The 15,710-nt window shown below is 63.0% G+C and carries 15 protein-coding genes and 1 pseudogene; 3 read left to right on the forward strand and 13 right to left on the reverse strand.

Going from position 1 to position 15,710, the window contains the following annotated elements; all coding sequences use genetic code 11:
• Positions 1-5 precede the first annotated feature (5 nt).
• The 3 genes and pseudogenes from LB532_RS22990 to LB532_RS23000 all read right to left on the reverse strand — a co-directional run bounded on the left by LB532_RS22990 (position 6) and on the right by LB532_RS23000 (position 1,600).
• Positions 6-770 (reverse strand): GNAT family N-acetyltransferase, encoded by a 765-nt coding sequence (locus LB532_RS22990; protein ID WP_140638095.1) that lies wholly within the window; start codon positions 768-770, stop codon positions 6-8.
• A gap of 119 nt (positions 771-889) precedes the next feature.
• Positions 890-1,155: pseudogene (locus LB532_RS22995) on the reverse strand (sulfite exporter TauE/SafE family protein); the annotation flags it as partial.
• 184 nt (positions 1,156-1,339) lie between these two features.
• Positions 1,340-1,600, reverse strand: coding sequence for a DUF1127 domain-containing protein (locus LB532_RS23000; protein ID WP_181169256.1), 261 nt, complete (start codon positions 1,598-1,600; stop codon positions 1,340-1,342).
• 136 nt (positions 1,601-1,736) lie between these two features.
• Here LB532_RS23000 and LB532_RS23005 point away from each other — a divergent pair, with 136 nt between their 5' ends.
• Positions 1,737-3,254, forward strand: coding sequence for a winged helix-turn-helix domain-containing tetratricopeptide repeat protein (locus LB532_RS23005; protein WP_181169255.1), 1,518 nt, complete (start codon positions 1,737-1,739; stop codon positions 3,252-3,254).
• A gap of 48 nt (positions 3,255-3,302) precedes the next feature.
• Here the strand turns inward: LB532_RS23005 and LB532_RS23010 are convergent, their stop codons facing one another.
• From LB532_RS23010 to LB532_RS23030, 5 genes are all read right to left on the reverse strand, one after another.
• Positions 3,303-3,695 carry a GFA family protein gene (locus tag LB532_RS23010; protein ID WP_140638093.1) on the reverse strand — a complete coding sequence of 131 codons (393 nt, stop codon included), beginning with the start codon at positions 3,693-3,695 and terminating at the stop codon, positions 3,303-3,305.
• Between the two features lie 78 nt (positions 3,696-3,773).
• Positions 3,774-4,658 (reverse strand): aldose 1-epimerase family protein, encoded by an 885-nt coding sequence (locus LB532_RS23015; protein ID WP_140638092.1) that lies wholly within the window; start codon positions 4,656-4,658, stop codon positions 3,774-3,776.
• 205 nt (positions 4,659-4,863) lie between these two features.
• Entirely contained in the window at positions 4,864-5,580 is a 717-nt protein-coding gene (locus LB532_RS23020) for a Bax inhibitor-1/YccA family protein (protein WP_140638091.1), read from the reverse strand.
• 23 nt (positions 5,581-5,603) lie between these two features.
• Positions 5,604-6,377 (reverse strand): anti-sigma factor family protein, encoded by a 774-nt coding sequence (locus LB532_RS23025; protein WP_140638090.1) that lies wholly within the window; start codon positions 6,375-6,377, stop codon positions 5,604-5,606.
• Complete coding sequence (locus LB532_RS23030; protein WP_411908892.1) at positions 6,374-6,907, reverse strand: sigma-70 family RNA polymerase sigma factor; 534 nt, start codon at positions 6,905-6,907, stop codon at positions 6,374-6,376. The genes LB532_RS23025 and LB532_RS23030 overlap by 4 nt, the downstream gene beginning before the upstream one ends.
• A gap of 194 nt (positions 6,908-7,101) precedes the next feature.
• Between LB532_RS23030 and LB532_RS23035 the strand changes: the two genes are divergently transcribed.
• Both LB532_RS23035 and mazG read left to right on the forward strand, forming a co-directional pair.
• On the forward strand, positions 7,102-8,286 hold the full coding sequence (locus tag LB532_RS23035) for an aromatic amino acid transaminase (RefSeq protein WP_140638088.1): 1,185 nt from the start codon (positions 7,102-7,104) through the stop codon (positions 8,284-8,286).
• An 89-nt stretch (positions 8,287-8,375) separates the two neighbouring features.
• Entirely contained in the window at positions 8,376-9,200 is an 825-nt protein-coding gene (mazG, locus tag LB532_RS23040) for a nucleoside triphosphate pyrophosphohydrolase (RefSeq protein WP_140638087.1), read from the forward strand.
• A 6-nt stretch (positions 9,201-9,206) separates the two neighbouring features.
• On the opposite strand, the gene hflX is transcribed toward mazG, so the two are convergent.
• The 5 genes from hflX to LB532_RS23065 form a co-directional block, all read right to left on the reverse strand.
• A complete protein-coding gene (gene hflX, locus LB532_RS23045) occupies positions 9,207-10,595 on the reverse strand; it encodes a GTPase HflX (RefSeq protein WP_140638086.1) in 1,389 nt (462 codons plus the stop codon).
• Positions 10,596-10,841 (reverse strand): RNA chaperone Hfq, encoded by a 246-nt coding sequence (gene hfq / locus LB532_RS23050; RefSeq protein WP_006202172.1) that lies wholly within the window; start codon positions 10,839-10,841, stop codon positions 10,596-10,598.
• A 145-nt stretch (positions 10,842-10,986) separates the two neighbouring features.
• On the reverse strand, positions 10,987-11,850 hold the full coding sequence (locus LB532_RS23055; RefSeq protein WP_140638084.1) for a D-amino-acid transaminase: 864 nt from the start codon (positions 11,848-11,850) through the stop codon (positions 10,987-10,989).
• 184 nt (positions 11,851-12,034) lie between these two features.
• Positions 12,035-13,396, reverse strand: a complete 1,362-nt coding sequence (locus tag LB532_RS23060; protein WP_140498569.1) for a sigma-54-dependent transcriptional regulator — start codon at positions 13,394-13,396, stop codon at positions 12,035-12,037.
• On the reverse strand, positions 13,386-15,671 hold the full coding sequence (locus LB532_RS23065) for a sensor histidine kinase NtrY-like (RefSeq protein WP_181169254.1): 2,286 nt from the start codon (positions 15,669-15,671) through the stop codon (positions 13,386-13,388). Before LB532_RS23065 ends, LB532_RS23060 begins: the two co-directional genes overlap by 11 nt.
• Positions 15,672-15,710 lie beyond the last annotated feature (39 nt).

Here is a 15,710-nt window from a genome sequence, read left to right on the forward strand (position 1 = left end):
GGTCTTCATCGGGGCGTCGTACTCTTTGGCGCGAACATGAACAGCGTTCCAATCCGCTCATAACCGACACGAGGGTACAGATGCGCCCCGGTGTGAGTGGCCGTCAGCACGGAGGACTTCGAACCATGGGCCTGATCGTCCCACAACATCCTTGAGAGAAGCGCCTGGCCGATGCCACGGCGGCGGTGCGAGGGTTCGACATACATGTCCGCGCACCATGTGGCGCCCACAGCATCCACGCTGCGTACGCGACCGACGATGTCTTCTCCGTCGATCGCCACGTACTGGCGGAATGGAGCGTCATCGCCAAGCAAAGTGTCCGGAATCGGCCGTGTGCGCGTGATCTTTCCCAACTGGACCGCCAGTTCGGCTGTTTGCACACGTTCGATCGAAACGGCAGCCTGCGGCGGCCTCGGAATCTGGCTTATCGGCCGCACGAAGAAACCTTCGGTCCCGAGCAACCGATAGCCGAGAGCCTTATATGCGCTTCGCGTCGGCTCGTCTGGCTCCGCTGTCGCAACCATGACGCAGACATAGAATCTTCCTCGCGCATGCTGCCGGGCAGTCGCATCGACGTCCTCGGGATCGACGTGATAGGCGATCCATTCTTCCTTGCGGTAATCGCGAGCGTTCTTGCGCTCAGCATCGCGCATCAACCACAGCGACCCGACACGACTTGTCTCGTAAGGAAAGGTACGGCTCTTGCCGGTGCTGTGCCCGTGCACGAACACCTCGATGGCAGACTCAATCGCTCGATTTGAACCCGTCATCGCCGCAGCCTAGCGTTGCTGGACAGATCAAGGCAATACGCTGCATCAGCTCAATGCTACAGTTCCATAATCTATCTTATGCGACTTATGGAGATGGCAGGCTGGCTGGTGCATTCAAGCGCTTCGTGACCGAACAACAGCACGGCCGCGATGACGACCAGCAGTAAGGCTATCATCTTGTAGAGAGTTTCCGATTTGAGGCGTGTTGCCCACCTTGAGGCTGACCGGCCAATGGGCCGCCACGTCGGCAAAGGGCACTGTCTGCGCCCTGAACGGCAACGCTGTGGCCACCACGACTAGGCTGATCGCCTTGTTCAGGATCACTGCTTCCAACGAAGTTGAACGTGCCAATTAATAGCGGCAGACGAAACTCGGCGCCTCCCAGGGTCTGCGCCGGCAGCGCTTCGCCGAACACCTACTTGACGTTCGGGCTGCGCAGCGTCGGCAGCGCGCGCCTTACCGTCGGCCCTGACCGCCGCACGGCTCGTCCTCAATGTGATCGGTACCATCGCCCGGCAGGTCTGAAATCCGCCCTACCCTATACTGCTGATATTTGCTCAGCATTCGGCTTACCGTCGCCAGAACGGCTTTGCGAGCTCTGCCTCGACCTGCCGTTTCGTCAATCCGATGTCGTCGATCAGATGGGGATTGTCCTTCGACATTCGCTCAAGCTCCCAGCGAAAGCGTATCCGCTCGCGCCAGCTCCGATCGTGCCAGCTTTCGACAATGCTTCGCAGGGTCGTCAGGTGCCGACGCAACGCTTCCGCCAGCCCCTCAGGCATCCTCGGTCGCGCGGTCTGACACCGCGTCGATGCAAGGGTATCGTTCATGGCAACCTCCTACGGTTTGAGGGAGGGGTCCTAGACTTGGGACCTCGACCTGAAAGAGGTTGAATTGTGCCGGATGCGAACAGCGCCGTAATTAAGCTCTCCCAAATAGTTCTCAAAAGTTCCAAACGGGCTATAGATGCGCTTCATGCAGGGATCGCGCTTTGCCTTTGGTCCGTTTGTGCTTGATCCGGATGCGGGAACACTGCTTCGGAACGATGAGCCCGTTGCCGTCGGCTACCGTGGGCTCAAGCTGCTGACGGCGCTCGTCGAACGGCCAGGCGAAGTCCTCGACAAGGCCCATCTGATGGATGCGGCATGGCCGGGTACAGCGGTCGAGGAAGGCAATCTCACCGTCCAGATCGCGCAGCTGCGCAAGCTGCTTGGTCCGCCCGCCGACGGCGGGGAATGGATCGCCACTGTTCCGCGCGTCGGCTACCGCTTCGCCGGGATCGTGGAATCCCTCGGTAGCGCCAAGCGGAAAGCTTTGCCGCTGCCCGACAAGCCCTCGATAGCCGTGCTGCCCTTCGTCAATCTCAGCAACGACCCCGAGCAGGAGCCCTTCGCCGACGGATTGACCGAAGACCTGATCACCGACCTGTCCAGGGCCTCGGGCTTGTTCGTCATCGCGCGCAACTCGACCTTTGCCTACAAGGGAAAGGCCATGGACGTGCGCGAGATCGCCCGGGAGCTTGGCGTACGCTACCTCCTGGAGGGCAGCGCAAGACGTGCCGCGGGACGCGTGCGCATCAACGCCCAGCTGGTCGACGCCGTGAGTGGCGATCACCTGTGGGCGGAACGCTTCGATCGCGGGCTGGACGATATCTTTGCCGTTCAGGACGAGGTGACGGCCAAGATCGTGGAGGCGCTGCTCGGCCGGCTGCGCGCGCCGCCGCCGCGCAATCGGCCCAAGAGTCTCGAGGCCTACGATCTCTGCGTTCGGGCGCGCAAGCTGATAGACGATTCACCGCAGACGGCGCGCGAGGCGCATCTGATGCTGACGCGCGCGGTCGCGCTCGATCCGGACTACGCCGAGGCCTATCGCTGGCTTGCCATGAACCACTGGATGGGATGGGTACATTGGGGCGAGCCGGTGGAACCCAACCGTCGCCTGGCCCTGGATCTGGCGCGCAAAGCGGTGGCGATCGATCCCAATGACGCCGGCTGCCGCTGGGTGCTCGGCAACCTGCTCGCCTATGAGCGCGACTTCGCTGAGGCGGATGCGGAATTCGCCAGGGCGTTCGAGCTCGACCCCAATGAGGCCGATGCCTGGGCGACGTTGTCCGACATCTCCGTGCTGGCCGGGCGGGTCGAGGAAGGGCTCGAACAGATCCGCAAGGCGTTCCGACTCAACCCGTTTCCGGCAAGCTGGTACTATCTGACGCTCGGCGCGGCGCAATATGCGGCGCGCGACTACGAGGCCGCCGTCAAGACGTTGCGCCGGGACGAGACCTATCGAACGAGCTCACGCCGCTTCCTGGCGGCCAGCCTCGCGCAGCTCGGCCGGCTCGAGGAGGCGCGCACGGAGGTCGAACTGTTTCTCGTCAGCAACCCGCATTTCACCACCAGCCACTGGGTCTGGACGGAGCCCTTCCGCGATGCGGCGATGCTCGATCATTTCGTCGACGGCTTCCGCAAGGCCGGTCTTCCGGAGTGAGGCGCCGCCGGTCCCCTGGTCACGGCGCCTTCCCGCCGTTCGTGCCGCCTACTCCTCGAAGCGGCCCGCGGCGTCACGATCGCGCTCATATCGTCTCGTGAGCGGAAACGGCGGCAGCCAGGTTTCGCGACGGATGATCCAGCTTTCGTACGTTGGCGTCAGTTGGTCCGGGGCATCCAGGGATCCCAGGTTCACTTCGATTTCGTCGGCGGTGCGACCAAAAATGGTCGAGCCGCAACGGGGACAGAAGAACCGCCCGGCATAGTCACGGGTTTCGCCATCGATCGTCACCGCATCCTGAGGGAAAATCGCGGAAGCATGAAAAAGCGCCCCGTGATGCTTGCGGCAGTCGAGACAGTGACAAAGGCCCACCCGGTATGGGCGTCCAGTCGCCACAATTCGGACGTTGCCGCACAGGCAACCGCCGGTGAATCGGTCCATGCTGTATTCCTCCAAATCAAGCGAGTTGGATGTTTACGACCAACTCCACCATCCATGAACGCGACGCCAGCCTTTCAGCTAATGCCTCTGCGGTTGAAATTCGATCCGATAGCCGAGCACGCGCCTTCCGGCCGGCTCGATCAGCATCACTCCCGGCTTGTCGACGAATTCGCCATCGAAATCCACCGGGCTGGCGAGGCCGTACCACGGTTCGATGCAGAGGAACGGCGCGCCGCCGGGCTTGGACCAGACGCCCAATTCCCGAAATCCGTGCCAATGCATCTCGATCGCCGGACCGCGATCGGCTCCATAGCGCACGGCGGTGCTGGCAGGCTGGTCCAGGATCACGGCATCCTCGTCGAACAGGCGATCCGCCAACGCGAGAACGTTGCCCTCGAGGGGCGTCGGCTGCGGCGCCGCCAGCAGCAGTCCGTCCTTCAACCGGCGGACCGGCGCACGCTCTGCTTCAGCAAAGGTCAGGCGGTAAGCCTCCTTGGGCAGGTCCGGCAGCAGCGGCCAGTTGAACGCCGGGTGAGCTCCGATCGACGCCGGCAGCGTCTCATCACCGGTGTTGGTGATCTCGAAGGTCACATCGAGCCGCCGGCGGTCGAGGGTGTAGGTTACCGCCAGACGGAAGGCGAAGGGATAGTGCGTTCGGGTCTCCGCGTCGTCGGTGAGCACCAGCATGCAGGACCGAGAACCCCTCTCCGCCCAGGCAAACGACTTATCGCGGGCGAAGCCGTGCTGCGTCATCGGATAGGTCTGGCTGCGATGGCGCAGTTGATCGCCCTTCAGCCGGCCGACGATCGGAAACAACACCGGGGAATGACGGCGCCAGGCCGGTCCGGCCTGCCACATAAGTTCCAGCCCATCCGCATCCCGCAGCGAGACCAGTTCGGCGCCCTGCCCGACTATAACGGCCGAGATGCCGTCGCCATGAAGTGTCTGGCTGTCCTGTGCCATATGTTCTCGCGGTTTGTCTTTGCTTGGCCGGCAGGCTAGCAAATGGCCAGGCGTGAACTCAAGGCGGCGGTTTGCATTGCGTTTCACATAGTCACGATGAACGTGCGATGGCACAAGCGGGCCAGGCGCCGTCTCAAATGAAGAGTGGCCGGAGATTTCCCTCCGGCCACGGCAAGATGCAAGATGTTGCCTGCTACGGTTCGGACTATTCCCGCTCGCCGGTGAAGTTCAGCAACAGCTGGAAGATGTTGACGAAGTTGAGGTAGAGCGAGAAGGCGCCGAAAACGGCCAGCTTCTGCCGCGACTCCGCGTCGAAGTTCTCCGCATACTGTTCCTTGATCGACTGCGTGTCCCAGGCAGTCAGGCCGATGAACACGGCGATGCCGATCACCGAGATGGCGAACTGCAAAGCGGTCGAGCCGAGGAAGATGTTGACGATGCTGGCAATCACCACGCCGATCAGGCCCATGATCAGGAAGGACGAGAACTGGGTCAGGTCACGCCGGGTCGTGTAGCCGTAGAGGCTGGTGGCGCCGAACATGGTGGCGGCGATGAAGAAGGTGCGCGCGATGCTGGTTCCGGTGAAAACCAGGAAGACGGAAGCCAACGACAGACCCATGACCGCACAGAAGGCCCAGAACATCGCCTGCGCGCTTGCCGCCGACATCGTCTGCATCTTGAACGAGAACAGCAGGACGAAGGCGAGCGGCGCCAGCATCACCACCCATTTCAGCGGGCTGGAAAAGATTGGCACGTAGAGCGCGGGCGTCGACGACACCATGAAGGCGACGAGGCCGGTCACCACGAGCCCGAGGCCCATATAGTTGTAGACGCGCAGCATGTGCTGGCGCAGGCCCTCGTCGTAGAGGGCGCCGCTTTGGGCGCCGGTGCCGACGCGGTATCCCAGATTGGGCGTGTTCATTTGCATTCTCCTTTGTGAACGGATCAGTAAAGCGTTCTGGCAAGCGTCTCGGCGGCGCGGTCGAGGTCATGGACCTCGCCTTGCGCGACCACCGCATAGGCGACCTCGCCGACCTGGAAATAGGCCGAGGAAATATCGCCCGAGGGCGCGACCGTCGGCTTGACCACGTCGAAGGTTCCCGGCCGTATCGCGAACAGCGACACCAGGCCCATCTCCTTGGTCTCGACCGCCATCTCGACGCTGGGCCCAAAGCGCGACGGATAGACCTGCACGTCGCGGACCTTCCAGTCCTTGGGCAAGGATGGCATAACGATGGCCGTCGCCGAGCGGATTTCGCCGGCATTGTAGTTTGGCGCCTCGGCCTGCGAAGACATGGTTTCGCGCACAAGGGTCGTCCTGTGTGCGCGCACCGCCTCGTCGACATAGGCGGGCGGCTGCGGCGAGGCGACGACCCTGGTCACCGACATCGGCCCGACGATGCCGTTGGCCAGCCAGCCGGCGGCGACGAAAGCGGCCACCGCCGCGACACGTTGCAAGACGCCGAAGATGCGGCCCCGGGCAAGCCCCCTCTCCAGGCGCCGCGCGGCATCGGTCGTCATCGGCCTCGCCATCCCGCCTGATCCGGCCAGCGCCACGCGCAGTTCGTCCCGCATCCTGAGATCCGCCATCACACGCGCGGCCGCTTCCGGCCGGGCGGAGAGGAAGGCCTCGACTTCGATGCGGCGCGAGACGTCGAGCTGATCGTCGACATAGGCGTCGAGATCGGCGTCCGTCACGGGATCGATAGCTGCTGTCATGACGGGCCTCCAACAATCCTGAGGTGATTTTTCGCCTTCGCGGGAGCCCCCTCCTCCATCTCGCGAAGCGCGGCGCGCGCCCTGCCGATGCGCGACATCAGCGTTCCGAGTGGCACGCCGCTGGCATCGGCCGCCTGGCTGTAGGAAAGGCCCTCTATGGCAACGAGATGCAGGGCCGAGCGCTGTTCTTCGGGCAGGCTGAAAAAAGCATCGCGCACCTGGCCCAGGCGCACCGAATGCTCCTGCGGCGCTGGCGCGCTGGCGTCCGCAAGGTATCCAGCCTGTTCGAGGCGCGCTGCTTCCGAACGTCGCGAGCGCATGCGGTCTACGAACGTGTTATGAACGATGGACAGCAGCCAGGCGCGCAAATTTCCGCCCGAGCGGAAGGTGCCGCGCCGCTCATAGGCACGCACAAGAGCGTCATGCACGAGATCCTCTGCATCGGCACCGTCGCGCGTCAGCGAGCGCGCGTAACGCCTGAGCGAGCCGAGTTGTCCGACGATATCGAAGCGTGGCATCGACCGTTTCATGCCCTGTTTACGGAACATGTGGGGGTTTTAATCCCGGCCCTGCAGATTTTTTCGCGAAACGCCGCACATATGCAGCCGCGGACGTAGCTCGCGGCGATGCCAAGGCTATGCGATTCGGGGTGGCGCGAGTTAAAACCGCTGGTGCAAGGGGTTCGATTTGCGTATCACTCCGCCGCGCCAACGGAACCATGCAGATGTTTGAAAACCTTCAGTCGGCCGCCGCCGACAAGATCCTTGCCTTGATCGGCCTCTATCGCGCCGATCCTCGACCCGACAAGGTCGACCTTGGTGTCGGCGTCTACAAGGATCGCGACGGCAAGACGCCGGTCATGCGGGCCGTCCGCGAGGCGGAGAAGCGGCTGCTGCAGGGTCAGGACACCAAGACTTATCTCGGCCTCGCCGGCGACACCGGGTTCAATACCGTGATGGCCAGGCTCGCCTTCGGTCCGGGTGCAGACATGACGCGGATCCGTGCCGCGCAGGCGCCGGGCGGCTCCGGCGCGTTGCGGCTGGTGGCCGAGCTTTTGATGCGAACCCGCGCCGATGCGACGGTCTGGTTGTCCGATCCCACCTGGCCGAACCACATGCCGGTGATGCGCGCCGCCGGGCTGCAAATCCGTGAATACCCCTATTTCGACGCGACGTCGGGCGCCGTTCGCTTCGACGACATGCTGGCAGCACTGCGCACCGCAAAGAGCGGCGACGTGGTGCTGCTGCATGGCTGCTGCCACAACCCGACCGGCGCCAATCTGGACATCGCGCAGTGGGCCACTGTCACCGATCTCGTCGTCGAGCGCGGCCTGCTGCCGTTTGTCGACATTGCCTATCAGGGCTTTGGCGATGGCCTCGAGGCCGATGCCGCCGGACTGCGGCTGCTGGCCGAAAAGGTTCCGGAAATGGTCGTCGCGTCCAGCTGCTCGAAGAACTTCGCCGTCTACCGCGACCGTGTCGGCGCGGCGATGATCCTGGCCAGGGACAGCGCGCAGGCCGACGTGGCGCTGGGCCAGATGCTGTCGGCGGCTCGTGCCATGTATTCGATGCCGCCCGACCACGGCGCAGCGGCGGTGCGCATCGTGCTTGAGGACGCGGTCTTGCGCGCGGACTGGGAAGCCGAGCTCGAGGAGATGCGCCTGCGCATGCTCAGGCTTCGGGTGCAATTCGCCGAGGCGCTGCGCCGGCAGTCCAACTCCGACCGCTTCGATTTCGTCGCCAGCCATCGCGGCATGTTTTCCCGGCTTGGGCTCACGGAAGCGCAGGTCGAACGGCTGCGCGCGGAATATGGCGTCTACATGGTCGGCGACAGCCGTATCAATGTCGCCGGCCTGCCGGAAGACGGCATGGACAAGCTCGCCAAGGCGATCGTTTCCGTGCTCGACTGACCGGACTTGTTCGGCGCAACTGTGGACAAGCCCGCTTCGCCTGCCGACAGCATTGGCCGCGCCGCGGACCGCGCGATAGCATCCGCCGCATGAAGCCATCGAAAGACATTTCGCGCCTGATCGAGATCATGGCGGCGCTGCGTGCACCAAAGACCGGCTGCCCGTGGGATATCGAACAGGATTTCTCGACCATCGCGCCTTACACGATCGAGGAGGCCTATGAGGTGGCCGACGCCATCGCGCGCGGCGATCTGGACGATCTGCGCGACGAACTCGGCGATCTCCTTTTGCAGGTCGTGTACCACGCGCAGATGGCTGAGGAAGCCGGCGAGTTCGCTTTCGGAGACGTGGTCCAGGCCATCACCACGAAGATGATCCGCCGCCATCCACACGTCTTCGGGGACGAACAGGCCCGCAGCGCCGGCATGGCCAAAGGCATGTGGGAGAAGATCAAGGCACAAGAGAAGGCCGAGAAGCGTAGCGCCCGTCTCGCGCGCGGTCTCGACCCGGAAGACAACGGCAAGGGGTTTCTGGACAGCGTGCCGATCGCCCTGCCCGCATTGACGCGGGCATTGAAACTTCAGGAGAAGGCCGCCCGCGTCGGTTTCGACTGGAGCGAGGCAGCGCCCATCCTCGACAAGATCGAGGAAGAGATCGGCGAATTGCGCGAGGCGCTGGCCAAGGGCCAAACCGCGGAGATCAAGGATGAATTCGGCGACATGCTGTTTGCCGTCGTGAATCTCGGCCGTCACCTGAAGCTCGATTCGGAAGCAGCGCTCAGCGGCACCAACGAGAAATTCCGTTCGCGCTTCCACTATGTCGAGCAGGCCCTGGAGAAATCCGGCAGCTCGCTGGAAAAGGCTGATCTGGACGAAATGGAAGCGCTCTGGCAGAAAGCGAAGAGCGCGAAATAACTGGCGTTAGCCGTTATTCTTGCGACGCAATCTGCTTTCGATCTCTTCGCGGGCACTTTGCGTGGCCTTGAGGGAGATGGTGGCGCTGCCGTCGTCATTGTCGGTTCGCGAAACGACATCGCCATTGCGGTAAAGCCAGTCGACAAGGCCGAACTGCGCCGGCCCGATCGTCACCGTCAGATCTTCGAGTTCGCCGGACATGCGTGTCTCTATGATCGCGTTCAGCGCGTCGATGCCTTCGCCCGTGACCGCCGATATGGCGACGGGAGGCGCCTTGGCATCCGTACTCTCGGCAAGCAGCCGCGCGCGATTGCCTTCATCGAGCAGGTCGACCTTGTTCCAGACCTCGATGACCCGCTTGGTATCGCCGGCGTCGACGCCGAGGTCGGCCAGGATGCGCTCGACGTCCTCGGCCTGGGCGGATGTGTCAGGATCGGAAATGTCGCGCAAATGGATGACGAGATCCGCCTCGACCACTTCTTCGAGCGTGGCGCGGAAAGCCGCGATGAGATGCGTCGGCAGGTCCGAGATGAAGCCGACCGTATCCGAGAGGATGATCGGCGTGCCGTGCGGCAGCCGCACGCGGCGCAGCGTCGGATCGAGCGTGGCGAACAGCATGTCCTGCGCCAGCACCCCTGCCCCGGTCAACTTGTTGAACAGCGTCGATTTTCCGGCATTGGTGTAGCCGACGATGGCCACCACCGGAAACGGCACCTTCTTGCGCTTGGCACGATGCAGGTCGCGGGTGCGGCGCACCGTCTCCAACTCGTGCTTCAGCTTGACGATCTTGTCCTGCAGGACGCGCCGGTCCGATTCGATCTGGGTTTCGCCGGGGCCGCCGAGAAAGCCGGCACCGCCGCGCTGGCGTTCGAGGTGGGTCCAGCTGCGCACCAGCCGGCCCTTCTGGTAGTTGAGATGCGCAAGCTCGACCTGCAGCGTGCCTTCCTTGGTGCGGGCGCGCTCGCCGAAGATCTCGAGGATCAGCCCGGTGCGGTCCAGCACCTTGGCGTTGAATTCCTTCTCGAGGTTGCGCTGCTGCACCGGCGTCAGCGGATGATCGACGATGACCACCTCCGCGTGCCCCTCCTTGACGATCTGCGCCAACTCCTCGACCTTGCCGCTGCCGAGCAAGGTCGCCGGACGTGGATCGTTGACGGTAACCACGGCCGTGTGGATCAGATCGAGATCGATGGCGCGGGCAAGGCCGACCGCTTCATCATGACGGGCCTCGGCCGAGCGCGTCAGCCGCGGACGGTTGGTGTCGTCCTCGCCGCGCGGCTGGCGGGTAAGCACCGGCACGATGACAACTGCCCGGGTCGGACCCTCAGCTTCCGTCCCCGGCAGATGTGCTGATTTTCCGCGAACGCTGCGATCCGGGTCCTTCTCACGTGCCAATCAGGCGCCCTGGCTTTCCTCGCCATCGAACATCTGAACCGGCTGGCTCGGCATGATCGTGGAAATGGCGTGCTTGTAGACGAGCTGGGAGTGGCCGTCGCGGCGCAGCAGGACGCAGAAATTGTCGAATGAAGTGACGACGCCGGTCAGCTTCACGCCGTTGATGAGAAAGATGGTGAGCGGGTTCTTGCTCTTGCGAACAGAGTTCAGGAACAGGTCCTGAAGGTTTTGCGATCGTTCCGCCATTGTTCTTGTCTTTCGCCGATCCCCTTCGGTTTGCAGGCCAATGCGCCAAATTGTCAGGCACATGTCAAGCGCACAAACACCGTCTTGTCGTCAGTAACGACAAGCAGAACGAGATATATTGATGTTCATTCCACCTGTGCGGTTATCAGGCTGGACTTTTTTCCGCAATGTCAAAAAAGGCTTGCCGCAACGAAAGTGTTATCGAGCCGGGGTGGCCGTTGGCGATCGGATCGCCGTCTATGGCCACGACCGGCATGGCGATCGTGGTCGCGGAACTGATGAAAGCCTCCCTCGCCGCCTTGGCCTCGGCGACGGAAAAGCCGCGTTCCTCGATCTTGAGTCCGAGCTTGGCCGCCACTTCAAACATGGTGGTGCGGGTTATTCCGCGCAGAATACCGTGCTCGGCGGGCCTGGTGACCAGAACGCCGTCCCTGGTGACGATCCAGGCATTCGACGACCCGCCTTCCTTGACGTTACCGTCCGTATCCACGAACCAGGCTTCCTGCGCGCCAGCTTCCTTGGCCTTCTGCTTGGCCAGTACATTGGGCAGCAGGCCGGTGCTCTTGATGTCGACGCGATCCCAGCGATTCTCGGGCACGGTGATGACGGCGATACCGGTCTCGGCCCGCTTGGTCCCAGCAGCGGGATCCATCTTCCTGGCGGTGATCACCAGCGACGGCTTGGTATCAGCCGAGGGGAAGGCGAAGTCGCGGCTGGCAACGCCGCGTGTGACCTGGACGTAAACAAGGCCGTTGACGACATGGTTGCGATTGACCACTTCACGCATGATGAGCGGCAGGACGCCTGGGGTGACGGGCCAGCCGATCGACAGCTCGCTCAGCGAACGGTTCAGCCGGGCAAGGTGACGCGGCATGTCCACGATGAAGCCGCGCGCCACTTCGCAGACCTCGTAAACGCCGTCGGCGAACTGGTAGCCACGGTCTTCGATATGCACAGCGGCATCGGCATGAGCGGTGTAGCGCCCGTTCACATAGGCAATACGCGGCATTTGTCACCTCGGGGGATCTGCTTCGGCTTGTTTAGGCGATTCCGCCTCAACAGTGATGGATAATCGCGTGGGCCACTGAAGCAATTCCAGAAAGCGTGTAACGGTTTTCCGGCCGGAACTGCTTGAGCAAGGTATTGAACCGAGCCGGCAATGCATCAAACGCCGAACCGCTCAAGATATCAGGTCAGACACCGAGCGACTTCAGCTTGCGGTGCAGCGCGGAACGCTCCATGCCGATGAACTCGGCCGTTTTCGAAATGTTGCCGCCGAACCGGTTGATCTGGGCGATCAGATAGTCCTTCTCGAATTGTTCGCGCGCCTCGCGCAGCGGCAGCGCCATGATGTGCTGGTCCGACTGGTTTGGCGTGCGCGGCATGACATCGCCGATTTCGGACGGCAACAGGTCGGCGGTGATCGGCGCATCGACATTGTCGCCGCGCGCCAGGATCATCAGCCGTTCGACATTGTTGCGCAATTGGCGAACATTGCCTGGCCAATTGTGCGCCTGCAGCACCGCCATGGCGTCATCGCCGATGCGGCGCGGCTTGATGCCGGCCTGACGGGCGATCTGCTTCATGAAATTGTCAACGAGATAAGGAATGTCCTCGCGCCGCTCGGCAAGTCCCGGCACCGTCACCGGTACCACCGCAAGGCGATGGTAAAGATCCTCGCGGAAACGGCCATCGGCGATCATCGCCTCCAGGTTCTGCGATGTCGAGGAGATGATGCGGACATCGACCTTGACCCGTTTGGTGCCGCCGACGCGCTCAAACTGCTGTTCGACCAGCACACGCAGGATCTTGTTCTGCGTCTCGCGCGGCATATCGGCCACCTCATCGATGTAGAGGATGCCGCGATGGGCTTCCTCCAGGGCGCCGACCTTGCGCTCGACGCCGTTCGATTCGGTGCCGAACAGTTCGATCTCCATGCGTTCGGGCGTGATGTTGGCGGCGCTCAGGGTCACGAAAGGTGCGCTCTTGCGCGCCGACAGCGTGTGGATGGCGCGCGCGGCCAGCTCCTTGCCAGATCCGGAGGGGCCAATGATCATGACGCGGCTGTTGGTCGGCGCGACGCGCTCGATGGTCTGGCGCAACTGGCTCATCGCCGACGACATGCCGATCAGGTCGAAGGTCTCCCCGCTGCGCAGCTTGAGATCGGAAACCTCGCGCCTCAGCTTGGAGGTTTCCAGCGCACGCTCGGCAATCAGAATCAGCCTGTCCGCCTTGAACGGCTTCTCGATGAAATCATAAGCGCCGCGTCTGATGGCGGAGACCGCGGTTTCGATGTTGCCATGGCCCGAAATCATCACCACCGGCAGGTTGGGGTGCATGGTCTTGATCTCGTCCAACAAAGCCAGGCCGTCCAGGCGCGAACCCTGCAACCAGATGTCGAGGAAAATCAGGCGCGGCGCTCGGTCAGCGATGGCCGCCAGAGCGGTGTCGGCATCGGATGCCGTGCGGGTTTCGTGACCTTCGTCGCTCAGTATGCCTGCGACGAGCTCACGGATGTCTTCCTCGTCATCGACGATCAGAATATCAGACGCCATTACCGACCTTTTCAGTTTCTCTTTCGTGTTCCGTCCTGCTTTCGCCGCGCGCTGGCGCCACGGCCGCAGGTGGCAGGATGATGCTGATCATCGCGCCGCGCCCGCCGTGGAAATCTGCAGGCGCATCGTGGAGCTCCAGCCTGCCGCCATGGTCCTCCACGATCTTCTTGACGATGGCGAGGCCAAGGCCCGTGCCCTTCTCACGCGTGGTCATGTAGGGCTCGAGCAGCCGTTGGCGATTCTCCCGCGGCAGGCCCTTGCCATTGTCGATGACGTCGATGCGAATCGCGCCATTTTGGCGTCCGGCTTGAATCCGGATTATGCCGTGCGAACCGTCCTTCTGTTCCAGCCCGTCGATCGCTTCGGCAGCGTTCTTGATCACGTTGCCGAAAGCCTGCGCCAACAGGCGGCTGTCGAAAGTACCCTTGAGCGGTTCGTTGCCGAATATGCGCTCGAACGTGATGTCGGAACGGCTCACTTCGACCAGGAAGGAGGCCTCGCGCAGCGATTCACGCAGGTCTATGGACTTCATCTCGGGCTTCGGCATGCGAGCGAAAGCGGAGAATTCGTCGACCATGCGACCAATATCCTCGACCTGCCGGATGATCGTGTCGGTGCACTGGTCGAACACCTCGCGGTCCTCGGTGATGACCTTGCCGTAGCGGCGCTTGATGCGCTCGGCTGAAAGCTGGATCGGCGTCAGGGGGTTTTTGATCTCATGGGCGATGCGGCGCGCCACATCGGCCCAGGCAGAGGAGCGCTGCGCCTGGACCAGATCGGTGATGTCGTCGACCGTCACGACGTAGGATTTCTCCTCGGTGCCGTTATTGCCGGCCTCGATGGTGATCTGCACGTTGAAAGTCCGCTCCGTGCCGGCGCGGAAAAACGTCACCTGCTCGCGATAGACGGGCTTGCCCGATTGGCGGCCGATCTCGAAGACGCGGCCGACATGCGGGAGAATGGCGGAAAGGTTCTGCCCGAGTGCCGCACTGGCCGAAATGGCCAGCATGGACTCGGCCGAGCGGTTCACGATGGTGACGATGCCATAGGGATCGACCCCGATGACGCCCGCGGTGACACCGGCCAGCACCGCTTCCGAAAAGCGCCGTCGTTCGTCGATCAGATCCTTGGCGGACAGGATCTCGTTGCGCTGCGATTTCAATTCCTGCAGCATCTTGTTGAAAGTATTGCCGAGCGAGGCAACGTCGCCGTCGGACGGCCGCACCGGCACGGCGACATCGAGATTGCCGGTCGCGACCTCGTCGGCAGCCCCGATGAGCTGACGAATCGGCCGCACCAGCCGGTCGGCCACGGCAATGCCGGTCCAGATTGCCGACAAGATGATAATCAAAGTCAACGACAGATAAGGCAAGGCGAAAGCCACCTGCGAAGTGCGCCTGTTGTCTTCGAGATTGCGATATTCGTCGGTATTCGATCTGACGATCTGGCGCGCCTTAATCACCTCGGGATCGACCAGCCGGATCGTGTAGAGGTAGAGTCCCTCGATCTCACGCAGCTTGACGATAGCGCCCATGATGTTGCGCGTGCGCGGCTCGATCAGAACCGGCTTGCCATCGGTGGCGCTGGCGACCGCTCCCTCCGGCGGTTCCGGCATGGCGAAGTCGGCGTCGGTCTTGGCGCTCATCACGAAGGAGCCGTCGGGCTTGATCAGCGCGGCATGTGCCAGCGAGCGGCCCACCGCTTCCTTGCTCATCAGATCGAGGAAGCCAGTCCGGTCGAGGCCGTAAAGCGTGCGCGACGCGTCGAGGTCATAGGCCATCGACAGCGTCGTGCCCTGCAGATTGCGCGCGTTTTCCTGCACATAGGCATCGGCGATGGACAGCGACGAATTGACGATCGTCTTGGTGCGAATCTCGAACCAGCGGTCGAGACCGATATCGAGCGTGATCGATGCGATGATGGCCACCATGATGGCGGGGATGGCGGCGACGAGCGCGAACATGGCCACGATGCGCACATGCAGCCGCGAGGCTGCCTTGCCATGCCGGCGCGCCATGACGATGCGATGCACCTCCCGGCCGATCAGTGCGATCAGCAACAGGACGAAGACGGCGTTGAGCGCGATGAGCGCCCAGGTTGTCCTGGCGTCGGGCGCAATCGGCGTCGCGCCGACCAGGATGGCGAACGAAATGGCCGCCATGACCAGCGCACCCACGACCGCCACCACGCCGGGCAGCGCCAACAGTCGGCGCCCGTCACGCGTGCCGGGGTCGTTGAAAAGCGGTTCGTTCGGTGTCGGAGCCTGCGAAGCCATGTCGCCGTCTAGAGCCAGTGATTGCGTCGGATCTATGCA

The sequence above is a fragment of the Mesorhizobium sp. ESP-6-2 genome (assembly GCF_020164675.1).
Taxonomy (GTDB): Bacteria; Pseudomonadota; Alphaproteobacteria; order Rhizobiales; family Rhizobiaceae; genus Mesorhizobium.